This is a genomic window from Mycobacterium sp. P7213 (genome assembly GCF_900604305.1).
Classification (GTDB): domain Bacteria; phylum Actinomycetota; class Actinomycetes; order Mycobacteriales; family Mycobacteriaceae; genus Mycobacterium.
Genome location: NZ_UWOA01000042.1, coordinates 1 through 13,741, shown reverse-complemented (window position 1 = coordinate 13,741; position 13,741 = coordinate 1). Strand labels below are relative to the sequence as shown.

General features: G+C 67.0%; 18 protein-coding genes. 8 read left to right on the top strand and 10 right to left on the bottom strand.

Annotation, left to right across the window (positions count from 1 at the left end; genetic code table 11):
* Window position 1 precedes the first annotated feature (1 nt).
* From msrA to EJK91_RS15960, 6 genes are read right to left on the bottom strand one after another with little or no spacing between them, the layout of a single operon-like run.
* A complete protein-coding gene (msrA, locus tag EJK91_RS15985; RefSeq protein ID WP_125079427.1) occupies window positions 2-508 on the bottom strand; it encodes a peptide-methionine (S)-S-oxide reductase MsrA in 507 nt (168 codons plus the stop codon).
* A 17-nt stretch (window positions 509-525) separates the two neighbouring features.
* Window positions 526-1,701 carry a cytochrome P450 gene (locus EJK91_RS15980; protein ID WP_125079426.1) on the bottom strand — a complete coding sequence of 392 codons (1,176 nt, stop codon included), beginning with the start codon at window positions 1,699-1,701 and terminating at the stop codon, window positions 526-528.
* Window positions 1,701-2,813, bottom strand: coding sequence for an alpha/beta hydrolase (locus EJK91_RS15975; RefSeq protein ID WP_125079425.1), 1,113 nt, complete (start codon window positions 2,811-2,813; stop codon window positions 1,701-1,703). The genes EJK91_RS15980 and EJK91_RS15975 overlap by 1 nt, the downstream gene beginning before the upstream one ends.
* Window positions 2,814-2,817: 4 nt before the next feature.
* A complete protein-coding gene (locus tag EJK91_RS15970; RefSeq protein ID WP_125079424.1) occupies window positions 2,818-3,483 on the bottom strand; it encodes a TetR/AcrR family transcriptional regulator in 666 nt (221 codons plus the stop codon).
* On the bottom strand, window positions 3,480-4,313 hold the full coding sequence (locus EJK91_RS15965; RefSeq protein WP_125079423.1) for an enoyl-CoA hydratase/isomerase family protein: 834 nt from the start codon (window positions 4,311-4,313) through the stop codon (window positions 3,480-3,482). Before EJK91_RS15965 ends, EJK91_RS15970 begins: the two co-directional genes overlap by 4 nt.
* An 11-nt stretch (window positions 4,314-4,324) precedes the next feature.
* Window positions 4,325-4,864, bottom strand: coding sequence for a VOC family protein (locus tag EJK91_RS15960; RefSeq protein WP_024440291.1), 540 nt, complete (start codon window positions 4,862-4,864; stop codon window positions 4,325-4,327).
* A gap of 133 nt (window positions 4,865-4,997) precedes the next feature.
* Here EJK91_RS15960 and EJK91_RS15955 point away from each other — a divergent pair, with 133 nt between their 5' ends.
* Genes EJK91_RS15955 through EJK91_RS15945 form a run of 3 tightly spaced genes read left to right on the top strand, consistent with a single transcriptional unit; the run spans window position 4,998 to window position 6,915 of the window.
* Window positions 4,998-5,504 (top strand): nuclear transport factor 2 family protein, encoded by a 507-nt coding sequence (locus EJK91_RS15955; RefSeq protein WP_024440290.1) that lies wholly within the window; start codon window positions 4,998-5,000, stop codon window positions 5,502-5,504.
* On the top strand, window positions 5,501-6,523 hold the full coding sequence (locus EJK91_RS15950) for an NAD-dependent epimerase/dehydratase family protein (protein ID WP_024440289.1): 1,023 nt from the start codon (window positions 5,501-5,503) through the stop codon (window positions 6,521-6,523). Before EJK91_RS15955 ends, EJK91_RS15950 begins: the two co-directional genes overlap by 4 nt.
* Window positions 6,520-6,915, top strand: a complete 396-nt coding sequence (locus EJK91_RS15945) for a DUF427 domain-containing protein (RefSeq protein WP_024440288.1) — start codon at window positions 6,520-6,522, stop codon at window positions 6,913-6,915. Before EJK91_RS15950 ends, EJK91_RS15945 begins: the two co-directional genes overlap by 4 nt.
* A 17-nt stretch (window positions 6,916-6,932) precedes the next feature.
* Here EJK91_RS15945 and EJK91_RS15940 read toward each other — a convergent pair whose 3' ends face one another.
* Window positions 6,933-7,322, bottom strand: coding sequence for a nuclear transport factor 2 family protein (locus EJK91_RS15940; RefSeq protein WP_024440287.1), 390 nt, complete (start codon window positions 7,320-7,322; stop codon window positions 6,933-6,935).
* Between the two features lie 64 nt (window positions 7,323-7,386).
* Here EJK91_RS15940 and EJK91_RS15935 point away from each other — a divergent pair, with 64 nt between their 5' ends.
* Entirely contained in the window at window positions 7,387-8,313 is a 927-nt protein-coding gene (locus tag EJK91_RS15935) for a DNA-3-methyladenine glycosylase family protein (protein WP_036456925.1), read from the top strand.
* Here EJK91_RS15935 and EJK91_RS15930 read toward each other — a convergent pair.
* A complete protein-coding gene (locus tag EJK91_RS15930) occupies window positions 8,300-8,890 on the bottom strand; it encodes a TetR/AcrR family transcriptional regulator (RefSeq protein WP_024440285.1) in 591 nt (196 codons plus the stop codon). The genes EJK91_RS15935 and EJK91_RS15930 overlap by 14 nt on opposite strands.
* Before the next feature lie 187 nt (window positions 8,891-9,077).
* On the opposite strand from EJK91_RS15930, the gene EJK91_RS15925 reads away from it, so the two are divergent.
* The 3 genes from EJK91_RS15925 (at window position 9,078) to EJK91_RS15915 (ending at window position 11,648) form a co-directional block, all read left to right on the top strand.
* On the top strand, window positions 9,078-9,650 hold the full coding sequence (locus EJK91_RS15925; protein WP_231383947.1) for a TetR/AcrR family transcriptional regulator: 573 nt from the start codon (window positions 9,078-9,080) through the stop codon (window positions 9,648-9,650).
* Window positions 9,651-9,722: 72 nt separating this feature from the next.
* A complete protein-coding gene (locus EJK91_RS15920; RefSeq protein ID WP_125079422.1) occupies window positions 9,723-10,661 on the top strand; it encodes a class I SAM-dependent methyltransferase in 939 nt (312 codons plus the stop codon).
* Between the two features lie 126 nt (window positions 10,662-10,787).
* On the top strand, window positions 10,788-11,648 hold the full coding sequence (locus EJK91_RS15915) for an SDR family oxidoreductase (RefSeq protein ID WP_024440282.1): 861 nt from the start codon (window positions 10,788-10,790) through the stop codon (window positions 11,646-11,648).
* 34 nt (window positions 11,649-11,682) lie between these two features.
* On the opposite strand, the gene EJK91_RS15910 is transcribed toward EJK91_RS15915, so the two are convergent.
* Window positions 11,683-12,519 (bottom strand): tyrosine-protein phosphatase, encoded by an 837-nt coding sequence (locus EJK91_RS15910; protein WP_046301051.1) that lies wholly within the window; start codon window positions 12,517-12,519, stop codon window positions 11,683-11,685.
* An 81-nt stretch (window positions 12,520-12,600) separates the two neighbouring features.
* Entirely contained in the window at window positions 12,601-12,744 is a 144-nt protein-coding gene (locus EJK91_RS15905; protein ID WP_105295430.1) for a hypothetical protein, read from the bottom strand.
* Window positions 12,745-12,878: 134 nt separating this feature from the next.
* On the opposite strand from EJK91_RS15905, the gene EJK91_RS15900 reads away from it, so the two are divergent.
* A complete protein-coding gene (locus EJK91_RS15900) occupies window positions 12,879-13,526 on the top strand; it encodes a TetR/AcrR family transcriptional regulator (protein WP_024440280.1) in 648 nt (215 codons plus the stop codon).
* Window positions 13,527-13,741 lie beyond the last annotated feature (215 nt).

Sequence of the window (13,741 nt, the reverse complement as noted above, 5' to 3'; positions counted from 1 at the left end):
GCTAGCGCTGCGGCTGCAGCTGCCAGTTCGGCCGGATGTAGTGGCAGGTGTAGCCGTTCGGGAACCGCTCCAGGTAATCCTGATGCTCCGGTTCGGCCTCCCAGAAGTCCCCAGCGGGGCTGACCTCGGTCACCACCTTGCCCGGCCACCGGCCGGAGGCCTCCACGTCGGCGATGGTGTCCAGCGCGATCTGGCGCTGCTCGTCGTCGAGGTAGAAGATCGCCGAGCGGTAACTGGTTCCGACGTCGTTGCCCTGGCGGTTACGCGTGGTCGGGTCGTGAATGGCGAAGAAGAACTCCAGCAGGCTGCGGTAGTCGGTGGCTGTGGGGTCGTAGGTGATCTCGATGGCCTCGGCATGGGAGCCGTGGTGGCGGTAGGTGGCGTTCGGGACATTGGGGTCGCCGGTGTAGCCGACTCGGGTGCTCACCACACCGGGCTGCTTGCGGATCAGGTCCTGCATGCCCCAGAAGCAGCCGCCGGCCAGGATCGCTCTCGGGAAATTGGTCATACCCCGATTATCCGCAGCTATCCGCGAGCCGCCAGCGGATAGGAACGGTAGCTGGTCAACACGGCGCTCGGCTCGCGGTGCGGCGGCGCCTGCGCCGTCAACTCAGGGAAACGGTCGAACAGGGCGAGCAGGCCCAAGCGGATCTGCATGCGGGCCAACGGGGCGCCCAGGCAGACATGCGGACCGAACCCGAATCCCAGGTGGCCGGTCTGCGAGCGGGCCAGGTCGAGCCTGTCGGGGTCGGGAAACATCGAAGGGTCTCGGTTGGCGGCCGCCAGCCCGAGCAGGATCGGTGCGCCCGTTTCGATCACGGTGTTTTTCCCGTCACCGACTTCGATCGGGGCGCCGGCCACTCGGGAGATCATCAGGGCGGGGCTGATCATCCGGACCAATTCGTCAACGGCGTGCGGGGAGTCGGCCAGTAGGCCGCGTTGCCCGCTCTCCTCGATCAGCAGCGCGGCCGCCCCGGTCAGCACGGCGGTGGTGGTGTCATGCCCGGCCGACAGCAAGAAGATGGCGTTGTGCAGCAGCTCGTCGTCCGACACCGGCAGTCCGCTGGTAGCCACCACGGACAGCAGATCGTGGCCCGGGTCGGCGCGGCGTAGCTCCAGTAGATCGGCGAGCAGTGCCTTCATCCCGGCGGCGGCGTCGTCCGCGGCGACGAACACCTCGCGTGAGGCCGCCGGTTCCAGCGCCGCGATCAGCGCCATCGACCAGGTCGCCAGATTGTCCAGTTCGCTGTCGGGCACTCCCAGCAGCGTGGCGATCGCTCCCAGCGGCAACGGCTTGGCGAACTCGGCCACCAGGTCGAAGCCATCGGGGTCCAGGCCGGCCGCCAACGACCGGGCCCGGGCGGCGACTTCGGCTTCGAAGGAGGCCAGCGCACGCGGCGTGAATGCCCGTGACAGCGGAGCCCGCAGCCGGCGGTGATCATCACCGGACCGATAGAACAGGTTGTGTTCCACGTGGGTCAGATACGGGCGGCCCGGATCGAGCTTGCCGCGGTACAGGTTTCGCCGGTCGGTACTGACCCGCCCGTCACGCAGCATCGCCAGCACATCGGCGTAGCGGGTCAGCACCCACAGCCCCTGGCTGTTGCGGTGTACCGGTTCGGCTTCAGCGAACCGTCGCTGGTACGCCAGCGGATCGGCGTGCAGCTCCGGGTCGCGGAAATCGAAGTCGAGCGTGTCCATCAGGTGCGTTCGGCGATCCAGGACGCCACCAGATCCGCGCAGACCGTGCGGCTGTCCGTCGGCTGCTCCAGGTAGTGGTCGCCGGCGATGAAATGGAGCTGCTTGTCGGTGCTGGCCAACGAGTCGTGGATGTGGTGCGCATCGCTGGGGAAGACGCCGGTATCCGCGGTGCCCTGGATCACCAACGAGGGCAACGTGATCCGGCCCAGGTGCGGAGCGCCCTGACAGAACGACGTCTGCAGGCTCCACATGGACAACCAGGTTCGTAGCGTGCAGTGCGCGGCGATGTTGTACGGCGCGCGGTTGGCGCGCCGCGGGTCGCCCAGGTAGCACGAGTTCAGCGGACGGTCCGACGGGTCGAGCGAGGCGTCGAGATAGCGCGGGTCGGCCCACACCCGGTGTACCGAGAAGGATCGGTCGTAGGTGCCACCGGCCTTGAGCCGCTCCAGTTCTGCCTGGGCCCATGCGGTGATCCGGTCATTGCGGTCGCGCTGGGCCTGGCGGTAGCGGGCGATGAATTCCGGGGTATAAGGCGGCGTGTTCTGCTCGGCGTACATGTCCAGCGACGGGTCGCAGGACAGCGGGTCGGTCTCGTCGGTCACCGACGGGTCCATCCAGGCGGTCAGCACCTCCGGGCGTCCGGCGTGGGCCTGGGTGGAAACGTAGAGGTCGCCGGGCGGCAGCGCATTGACCGCATCGGGAACGGGCCCGCCGCCGACTGCGGTGATGTGCGGGTCCACCGACTGCGACTGGTAGGCGGCCATCAACGATCCACCGCCCGAGTTGCCGAGCAAGACGATGGTCTCCACGCCGGCCTGCTCGCGTAACCACTGCACGCCGGCCGCGATATCGAGCAGGGCATGCTCGAGCAGGAACAACGACTCGCCACTGCGATACCGGGTGTTCCAACCCAGGAAGCCGTAGCCGCGTTCGGCGATCAGCGGCGCCAGGTAGTGCTCGGCGAAGTCCACGTTGTAGTGGCTGGCGATCACCGCCACCTTCGGCTTGACGCCGGCCGGGGTCCAGTACAGCCCCTGAGCCGGGTGATAGCCGGCGGGGTTCACCCCCGCCGATGCCGAAGTGAGCGAAACGAATTCGCGGGTTACTGCCACTGCATTACTCCTTTGACCTTGAATCCTGATCGCGCCAGCTCACCGAGCGATACCAAGTGTCGGTGAGCGTCTTGACTGCTGCTTCCTCGTCCAGTTCGCGGCCTGCGACGTCGCCGCCGGCCACCAGCCAGACATAGGTGAAGTGGTTGAGCATGGCGACGATGGCCGACCCGACCAGCTCGGGGTCGGCGTCGGCCGCATAGCCCTTGCGCTGCGCCATCCGCACTGTTTGAGCCACCCACTCGATCGCGTCGGCGCACATGTCCCGCCAGCGCTGGGCGAACTCATCGTTGATCATCGCCAGCTGGAAAACCCCGACCATGACTCCGAGGTGTTCGCGATAGGTATCCCAATGCGCGCGAACCGATTCCTCGATGATGTCGTGCAGATCCTGGCCCGGGTGCAATGCCTGCACCGCACGGCTTTTGGCCGACGCGCGAAAGTCCTCGGCCAGCGACGCCAGCAGGTCTTCTTTGGATTCGAAGTAGTGGTAGAACGACGCGGGCGAGCGTTTGGCGGCCGAGGTGATGTCGGTGATCGTCGTTTTGAAGAAGCCCTTGCGGGCGATCACTTCACGGGCCGCCTGCTCGATGCGCGCCTGGGTGTCGCGACCCCGGACGGTGGGACGGGTGATCGACTCGTCCGCGACCCCGCCGTCCGCGGATGTCATGCCGGCTCCGTCTGGTCCAGGCCGCCCACCAGGTCGGCCAGCAGACGCTCGCCAGTGGGCGTCTGGCCGCCCGCTGCCAGGAAGCGTTGCATCTTCGGCAGCGCCGTACCGCGGGCCAGCATCTGGGCGAACGCGGAGCGCTCCACTGCCAGCCCGGTGGCGATGTCCGGGGCGGCCAGGGTGGCCTTGACGTCGGCGATGTCGGCCAGCGGCACCGTGGCGATGCGCTTCACCAGCCGGTCCAGGAAGGGTCCGACGGCGTCCGCATCCAACGCCCTGTTGACCAGTCCGTAGCGTTCGGCGAGGGCCGCATCGAAGTCGTCGTGGCCGAGGATGACCTCCAGCGCCCGGCCCCGCCCCAGCAGGTGTAGCAGGTGCTGCGGGCCGGAACCGGCCGGGATCACCCCGATTCCGGTCTCGACTTGGTTGAAGACCGCCCGGCCGGTCACCGCGAACCGCAGGTCGAGGTTGACCAGTAGTTCCATCCCACCACCGGCGACCCGCCCGGCGACCACCCCGATGGTGACTTGGTCCAGTGCCCGGAAGGCGCCGACCAAGTCCTGAAAGGAGCCGACGGCAGCCTCGGTGTTCTCGACCGAGGCGGCCAGCAACGCCAGGTCCACGTGGGCGATGAAGAAGTCGGGGTTGGCGCTTTCCAATACCACCACCCGTACATCGCTGCCGGCGGGCGACCGTAGCCAGTTCACCAGCCGCCACAGGTCGCCCATCATGGTGGCGTCCATCAGGTTGATCTCGCCGTGGCCGATGCGGACCCGGGCGATCGGACCGTCCGTGGTGACGGTGAGCGACGTCAGCGAATCGAGCGCCATGCGCGGCCGGCTCAGCCGAGCTGGGTGGTGGTCGTCTTCGACGTGACCACCTTGGGGTCAGCGGCCCGCTCGGTGCTGTTCAGCAACTTGTGTGCCTGCTCCGGGTCGGGTTCGAACCCAGGGGTGTCGCGGCACAGTTCGATCATGATGCCGTTGGGGTCCAGGTAGTACAGCGAGTGGCACCAGCCGTGGTCGACGTCCATCAGCGCCTTGATGCCGGCGGCGTCCATCCGCGCCCGGACTTCGTTCTGTTTCTCCTCGGTGGCCCGGAAGGCGAAGTGGTTCACCCACACCGGCAGTCCGTTCGGACGCGACAACGAGCTGGACCAGTCGGGCTTCTCCCCGACGCCGTGCAGGTCGAAGAACGCGATGCACGAGCCGTCGCCCAGGTCGTAGAAGACGTGCCGGAAGAAGCCTTCTTGCAGGTGCTCGACTTCGGTGTGCACCAGCGGCAGTCCCAGCAGGTCTTCGTAGAAGTGGTTGGTGGCCTCCAGGTCGGCGCAGGCGTAGGCGGCGTGGTGCAGACCGACGGTGGGCTTGGGGGACGTCACAGGCTGCCGAACCTCCTCACGGCCCGCGGTGGGCCGACGGCGTCACGGTAGCACTGCCGGTGAATATAAACCCAGATTCGATTCTGGCCGTGGACCCTCGACAACCTTGCTAGAACGTGTTCTAGTTCTTGGCATGACGAAACCGCAGTTCAGCCGCGCAGAACTCGCGGCCGCATTTGACGTGTTCGAGCAGACCGTCGCTCGCGCCGCCGAGACCCACGACTGGGATGCCTGGGTCGCGCACTACACCCCCGACGTCGAATACGTTGAGCACGCGATGGGCACTATGCACGGCCGCGACGAGGTGCGCAGCTGGATCCGCAAGACCATGTCGACCTTCCCGGGCAGCTATATGACTGAGTTCCCGGCCCTGTGGACCGTCATCGACGAGGACGGCGGGCGGGTCATCTGCGAACTGGACAACCCCATGCGCGACCCGGGCGACGGCACCATCATCAGCGCCACCAACATCTCGATCGTCACCTACGCCGGGGACGGCCTGTGGTCGCGCCAAGAGGACATCTACAATCCGCTGCGCTTCGTCGCCGCGAGCATGAAATGGTGCCGCAAAGCCCAGGAACTCGGCACCCTCGACGACGAAGCGGCCGCCTGGATGAAGCAGTTCGGAGGAAACGCATGAGCCGCAAGCCCAAGCTCGTCATCGGAGCCAACGGCTTCCTGGGATCGCACGTGACCCGTCAGCTCGTGGACGCCGGAGAAGACGTCCGGGTGATGGTGCGCCCCAGCGCCAACACCATCTCCATCGACCACCTCGACGTCACGCGGTTCCACGGCGACATCTTCGATTCGGCCACCCTGGCCGAGGCCATGGCCGGGTGCGATGACGTGTACTACTGCGTCGTGGACACCCGCGCCTGGCTGCGCGACCCGAGCCCGCTGTTTCGCACCAACGTCGAGGGCACCCGCAACGTCTTGGAAGTCGCCTCCCGCAAAGAAATAGCCGCCGGCCTGCGCCGATTCGTGTTCACCAGCAGCTACGCCACCGTGGGCCGGCGTCGCGGTCACGTCGCCAACGAGGACGACATCATCGACCCGCGCGGACTGACGCCCTATGTCCAGTCCCGGGTGCAGGCCGAAGAGCTGGTGTTGCGCAGCGCCGAAGCCGGCCTGCCCGCCGTCGCGATGTGTGTGTCCACCACCTATGGCGACGGCGACTGGGGCCGGACCCCGCATGGTGCGTTCATCGCCGGAGCAGCATTCGGCAAGCTGCCGTTCCTGATGAAGGGGATCGAGCTGGAAGTGGTCGGGGTCGACGACGCCGCCCGCGCGATGATCCTGGCCGCCGAGCGTGGACGCAACGGCCAGCGCTACCTGATCTCCGAGCGGATGATCGCGCTGCAGGACGTGGTCAAGATCGCGGCCGACGAAGCGGGTATGCCGGCGCCGTCGCGGTCGATCTCGGTACCGGCGCTGTACGCGCTGGGCGCACTCGGCAGCCTGCGGGCCGGCCTGACCGGCAAGGACGCCGAGCTGAGCCTGAAGTCGGTGCGGATGATGCGTGCCGAAGCCCCGGTCGATCACAGCAAGGCGGTGCGCGAACTCGGCTGGCAGCCTCGACCGGTTGAGGAATCGATCAGGGAGGCCGCGCGTTTCTGGATGAAGCTGCGCAACGCCAAGAAGCGAGGTTCCCCGGCATGACACACGGCCATTCAGGCAGACGCCCGATACACATCCCGACTGACGAATACCCGATCACCGTGAACCCCACCGGTAGGCGGGTCACGGTGCGGATCGGGGACGAGATCATCGCCGACAGCGCCAACGCGCTCACCTTGCAGGAATCGAATCACCCTGCGGTGCAGTACATTCCGCTGTCCGATGTCAAGACCGACCTGCTGGCCCGCAGTCAGACCACCAGCTACTGCCCTTTCAAGGGCGATGCCGCCTACTTTCATGTCACCACCGCGGCCGGCCGATGCGTCGCCGACGCGATCTGGACCTACGAGCAGCCCTTTGCCGCGGTTGCCCCGATCGCCGGGCACGTCGCGTTCTACTCCGACAAGGCCGACATCAGCGTCGCCGACGCCTGAGGCTCGGCAGAGCTGCTCTAGAGCCCCAGCAATTGCCCGGCGAACCGGGTGTCGGTGTACTCGCGCACCGAGACGATCCGCCCGTCCTGGGTGTCGATGATGTACGCCAGCGGGCTGTCATAGTGCGAACCGTCGGCGGCGCGACAGTCGCCCAGCGCTTCGATCACCACGGTCTCGTGTTCGTTGATACACCGGACCAGCTCCAGGTTGATCCGCAAGCCGGCACGACGCTGTTCGACTTCCAGCCGCAGCTCGTCTTTATCGACGGCCTGACGCGTCAGGATGCTCCACCAGGTGAAGTTGTCGCTGACCAGCGCAAAAATGTCGTCCAGGTCGTCGTCGCCGCAGATGCCCTGGAGAAACATCCATGCCAGTTCCGCCTGCGGATCATCGAATGGGGTGGCCACTCCTCCATCGTGACCGGGCGGCGCGAAGCGGTCAACGACGACCAGCGATACCTATGATCGCGTCATCAGTAATTCGTTTCGCCGTACCGTCGCTTTTCCCGGCCCGGCCAGCCCCGCGCTGACGCTGGGCCCACTGCGCCGCGGGCCGGGCGACCCATGCCTGCAGGTGGTTGACGGCGCCATCTGGCGAACCAGCCTGATGTCCAGCGGACCCGTGACGGCACACATCGTCCAGGTGGCACCCGATGCGGTGGACTGTACGGCCTGGGGTGCCGGCGCCCCGGAGTTTCTGGACGGTGCGCCGGGCCTGTTGGGCGCCCACGACGTCGCGACCGACTTCGCGCCGACCGAGCCGATGGTCATCGCCGCCCATCGTCGCCTGCCGCACCTGCGGCTGGTGCGCACCGGCCGGGTGCTGGAGGCGCTTATCCCGGCCGTGCTCGAGCAGCGGGTACCGGGTGCCGACGCCTTTCGCGCCTGGCGGTTGCTGGTCACCGAGTTCGGATCACCCGCTCCCGGCCCGGCGCCGTCGCGAATGCGAGTGCCGCCGTCAGCGCAGACCTGGCGGAGCATCCCGTCCTGGACGTTCCATCGGGCCAACGTCGACGGCGGGCGCGCGCGCACCATCGTCAGTTGCGCGGGTCGAGCCGATTCCCTGGAACGGCTGGTTTCCCGCCCTGCCGCGGAGGCCCGGACGGCACTGATGTCGCTGCCCGGCGTCGGCGAGTGGACCGCGGCGGAAACCGCGCAGCGCGCGTTCGGCGATGCTGACGCCTTATCGGTCGGCGACTATCACCTTGCGACGATGATCGGCCGCACACTGCTCGGCCTGCCGCTCGACGCGGTGTTCACCGACGAAGCCATGGTCGAACTGATGGAGCCGATGCGGCCGCACCGGCACCGCGTGGTTCGGTTGCTGATCGACAGCGGGCTCGCTGTCAGCAAACGACGCGGGCCACGGCTGGCCGTGCAGCGGATCAGCTCGCTGTAGACGGCTTGCCGGGCGGGTCAGCGGTCGCCGTGGCAAACCTCCCGGAGTCGAGCGCGTCGAGCAACTGGGCGGCGATCCACTCGAACGTCGACGGGTCGCGCGGCAGCAGAGCCTGCTCGTAGCCGATCAGCAGGTAGATCGCCCAGTTTGCGAACAGCTGCGCCGGGCGTTTTTCGTGGAGGACTTCCTGCGCCGATTCGAAGAGGATGTCGAAGCGTTGCTGGTCCACCTCCGCCTGCACCGCGTGCACCCGGGCGTCGGCCGAGCTCCAGGAACGGATGGCGGCTTCGGCCCCGTGGGGCAGGGTCAGGCCGATCTGAATCAGGCTATCGAGGCGCTGCCGCGGGTCGGGTATCGCGCGTACGAACTCCACATGCTGGAGGGTGCGCTCATCGAGCCAGTGTTGAACCAGGTCACGGGTGTAAACGGGCCAGCTGGTGAAGTAGTGGTAGAACGAGCCCGTCGTCACGCCGAGCCGGTTGCAGACTTCGGCGAGCTTGAGGCCGCCGTAGCCCAATTCGGACAGCACTTCGAAACCTGTCTCGAAGTACGCCTGTCGAGAGAGAACCGCGCCCATAAGTCGACTTTAGTTCGCTGGGCTCCGTTGGCATACAGCACGGCTGAGTCTTAAGTGAATCTTGGTAGTTCCGATTTTTCTGGGGTTGGCAGCTACGGCGTGCCACACTTGTTCAGTGCGGGATGCGGTTTTTCGCAGGGTGGGGCGCCCCCGCGGGGCGCGCTCTGGCATGACCAGGGAGCGCATCGTGACAGCCGCGAGCGGCGTCTTCGGCGAGTTCGGCTACCACGCGACAACGTTTCAGGCGATAGCGGAGCGGGCACAGCTGACCCGCCCGGCGATCAACCACTATTTTCCAAGCAAAAAACTGCTGTACCAGGCTGTTCTGACGCAGGCTGAGACCCTGTTCGAGCACGCCGTCGATCAGGCCCGCGCCGAGCCGACTCTGGTCGGACAGTTGGCCTCGGTCATCGTGTGCTTCACCCAACTGGGCGAAGAAGACCGCACAGTGGCGGCGTTTGCGGTGACCGCTGTGGTGGACGCTCAGCGCGACCCAGCGCTGAAGTCATTGGTCGGCGACATCCAGGGCCCGCCGCGGGCGTTTCTGGCCGCGGCGCTCACCGACGCCGTCGACCGGGGAGAGCTGGTCTCCGACTCGGGTATGGGCGAGCTGACCGAGATGCTGTTGGCCGTGTTGTGGGGGATCGCGTTCTATGTGTCGCTGGTCGGCAATCAAGTGGCGGCGGCGGGGGTGGTGGCCACCCTGCAGGCGCTGTTGACCCAGGAACTCTGGCAGTTGCGTCAGCCAGCCGACGGATAAAGTTAATAGCCCGGCTAACTTTCATCGGTACTATCGCGTGCGACACCGGCCGCGACCAAGCGAGGTAACCCGATGAGCGCACTCCGTACCCACGACGACACCTGGGACATCGCCACCAGCGTCGGCTCGACGGCGGTGATGGTGGCCGCCGCCCGCGCGTCCGAGACGGCGAGCGTCGATCCGCTGATCAATGACCCGTACGCCGAACTCCTGGTCGCCGGGGCCGGTACCGGGATCTGGGAGTTGCTGCTCGACGACACGTTGGTCGACAAGGTCGAGGCCATCGACGCCGAGGTCGCCGCGGTCTATCACCACATGCGCAACTACCAGGCGGTCCGGACCCACTTCTTCGACGCCTTCTTCGCCGACGCGGTCGCCGCCGGCATCCGTCAGGTGGTGATCCTGGCCTCCGGGCTGGACTCGCGGGCCTACCGGCTGGACTGGCCTGCCGGCACCACCGTCTACGAGATCGACCAGCCGAAGGTCTTGGCCTACAAGGAGCAGACGCTGACGGCCAACAACGTGACGCCGGCCGCTGAGCGCCGCACGGTGGCCATCGATCTGCGGCAGGACTGGCCGGCCGCGTTGACCACCGCCGGTTTTGATGCCGCGGCCCCGACCGCGTGGCTGGCCGAGGGACTGCTGATGTATCTGCCCGCCGAGGGCCAGGACCGGCTGTTCGACCAGATCACCGCGCTGAGCGCTCCGGGGAGCCGGATCGCGGCGGAGACCGCGGGTAACCACCGCTCGGACGAGCGGCGACAGCAGATGGCGGAACGGTTCAAGAAGATCGCCGAGACGGTCGGCCTGACGCAGAGCCTGGACATCCAGGATCTGATCTACTCCGACGAGGACCGCGCGTCGGTGCGGGGATGGCTCGACGAGCACGGCTGGCAGGCCGCCTCACAGCCCTCCACCGCCGAGATGCGTCGGCTGAACCGCTGGGTCGACGTGTCGGTGACGGACGATGCGGACGCGTTCTCGGAGTTCGTCACCGCAGTGCGCAACTGACTCGGCATGCCCGACCCGACATAGCGGACTCGATTCATCCCCCGTATACAGAGAAGGCCTGGAAGTTGGCGCTAGGCCTTGTCTAGGTCTGTTCTAGCGTGGCGATCGAATCGAGGAAGGAAACTGATGTCCGGAGTGCAGGATCGTGTTGTCGTCGTCACCGGAGCCGGTGGTGGGTTGGGCCGCGAATACGCCCTGACCTTGGCCCGCGAGGGGGCCTGTGTGGTGGTCAACGATCTCGGTGGTGCCCGTGACGGCACCGGTGCCGGGCACAATATGGCCGACCAGGTAGTCACTGAGATCAAAGAGGCTGGCGGCCGGGCCGTCGCCAACTACGACAGCGTCGCCGACGCCGAGGGCGCGGCCAACATCATCAAGACTGCGATCGACGAGTTCGGCAAGGTCGACGGCGTGGTCAGCAACGCCGGCATCCTGCGCGACGGCACCTTCCACAAGATGACGGCCGAGAACTGGGACGCCGTGCTGCAGGTGCACCTCTACGGCGGTTACAACGTGGTGCGCGCGGCGTGGCCGCACTTCCGCGAGCAGAGCTACGGCCGCGTGGTCGTCGCCACCTCCACCAGCGGGCTGTTCGGCAACTTCGGGCAGGCCAACTACGGTGCGGCCAAGCTCGGCTTGGTCGGCATGATCAACACGCTGGCCATCGAGGGCGCCAAGTACAACATCAAGGCCAACGCGATCGCCCCGATCGCGGCAACCCGGATGACCGAGGACATCCTGCCGCCGGAGGTGCTGGCCAAGCTCAAGCCCGAGTACGTCGCACCGGTGGTGGCCTACCTGTGCACCGAAGAGGTCGCCGAGACCGGCTCGGTGTTCATCGCCGGCGGCGGCAAGGTGCAGCGGACCGCGCTGTTCGAGAACGCCGGTGCCACCTTCGAGAACCCGCCGTCGGTCGACGAGATCGCGGCGCAGTGGTCGACGATCGCCGATCTTTCGGCGGCCAAAGCGGCCAGCTTCTCGCTGTAACCGCCGGTCAGATTCGGGACGCGGCGCGCTGCTGTCAGCCGAGCAGCGCGCCGCGCAACCCGTCGCGGTCGGCGTCAGTGACGCCGGCGACCTGCAGGAACCCGTCGAGCGAGCCGAAGTTCTCCTCGATCGAGTGTTCGGCGGCATCCAGATAGTCAGCGCGCACACCGAGCACCTCGTCGGAGAGCCGCGCTTCGGTGAAGGTCAGCACCTCGGGCGTGATCTCAGCCTCGGGCCGCGATCGGATCATCTCCATGATCCGATCGCGCAGCACCGGCACCGCGGCGTTGCTGCGCAGGTAGTCCTCGATCACGGCATCGCGGTCCACCCCGGCCGCGCGCAACACCACGGAGACCACGAATCCGGTGCGGTCCTTACCGGCGAAGCAGTGCGCGAGTACCGGCCGACCCTCTGCCAGCAGCGACACCACCCGCTGCACCGCCCGCCGGGACCCGGCCAGGGTAGGGAAGCGCGCATACTCCTCGAGCATGTAGCGGGCGGCGACGTCGGCGGCGGAATCCTCGTCGGGCTTCTCGGCCATCATGTTGCGGAACGCGTCCTCGTGCGGAGCCGAACTGTCCGGTGACTGGTCGCCGGCCAGATCCGGAAAGGGCAGCAGGTGGATGCCGACACCGGCGGGTACCAGCCCCGGCCCGCGGCGCGTGACTTCGCGCGGTGACCGCAGATCGGCGACGTCAGACACCCCGAGTCGCAGCAGTTCTTCGCGGCCCCGGTCCTCGAGGCGACTCAGTTCGCTGGACCGGAACAGGCGGCCGGGGCGCAACGCGCCGGTGGTCTCGGCGACGTCGCGAAAATTCCACGCCCCGGGCAGATTCGGCTGGGAGGTCACCCGGCCACGATAGGACACCATGCCGGCGGCCTAGCCGTTCAGACGCGAAACGACCCCCGATCCGCGCGGATCAGGGGTCGTCAGGACGAGTCGTTGTGGCGTTTAGACGGGCGGGTAGTTCTGCGGGGGGTAGCCGCCGCCGCTCTCGACGCCACGAATACCCCAAGTCAGGTACTTGAAGAAGAACTCGGCCTCGTCGCTCAGCTCGTAATCCGGATTCGGATCGTAACCGTAACCAGGACCCATGTCGTCAACCCCTTAGCTTGGATTTCCACCACTTTAGTCGGCCCGTCAACGGTGCGACAGCGGACTGCCTAGAATCCTTCCAACCAGTTGATTGACACGCCGATGACACCGGCCTGGCCGAAGAGTGAGTGGACATGGCAAACGGCAAGGCTACGCCGGGGGGATCTTCCCAGACCCCGTCTCGTCGCGAGGAGTTGCTCGCGGTCGCTACCAAGTTGTTCGCCGCCCGCGGCTACCACGGCACCCGCATGGATGACGTGGCCGACGTGGTGGGGCTGAACAAGGCGACGGTCTACCACTATTACGCCAGCAAGTCGCTGATCCTCTATGACATCTACCAGCAGGCTGCGGAACGGACGCTGGCGGCCGTTCACGACGACCCGTCGTGGACCGCACGCGAGGCGCTGTACCAGTACACCGTGCGCCTGCTCGACCAGATCGCGGTCAATCCCGAGGGCGCGGCGGTCTACTTCCAGGAGCAGCCCTACATCACCGAGTGGTTCACCGAGGAGCAGGTCGCCGAGGTCCGGGAGAAGGAAGCCCAGGTCTACGAGCACGTGCATGGTCTGATCGACCGCGGAATCGCCAGCGGCGAGTTCTATCCGTGCGACTCGCACGTGCTGGCGCTGGGCTACATCGGCATGACGCTGGGGGCCTACCGCTGGTTGCGGCCCAGCGGACGGCGCAGCGCCAAGGAGATCGCCGCGGAGTTCAGTACGGCGCTGCTGCGCGGGCTGATCCGCGACGAGACGATCCGGGTCGAGTCGCCGCTGGGAGTGTAGAGCCGCGGGGGCGCACTAAGGCGGAGGTCTATCTCGCTGGGCGACGTTGTGGGCGCGTTCGGCCTCGATGCACCGGAGTCGGTTTTGGCTGCGGGTGTTTTTGCGGGTGGGCATCATGAGGTTGCGGTCGGCTGTTGAGGCCGGGGCGGTGGCTGGTGGTGCGGTGGTGGGTAGGCACAGGGTGGGGAATAGCAGGGCGCTGCCGGGTTGTGTGG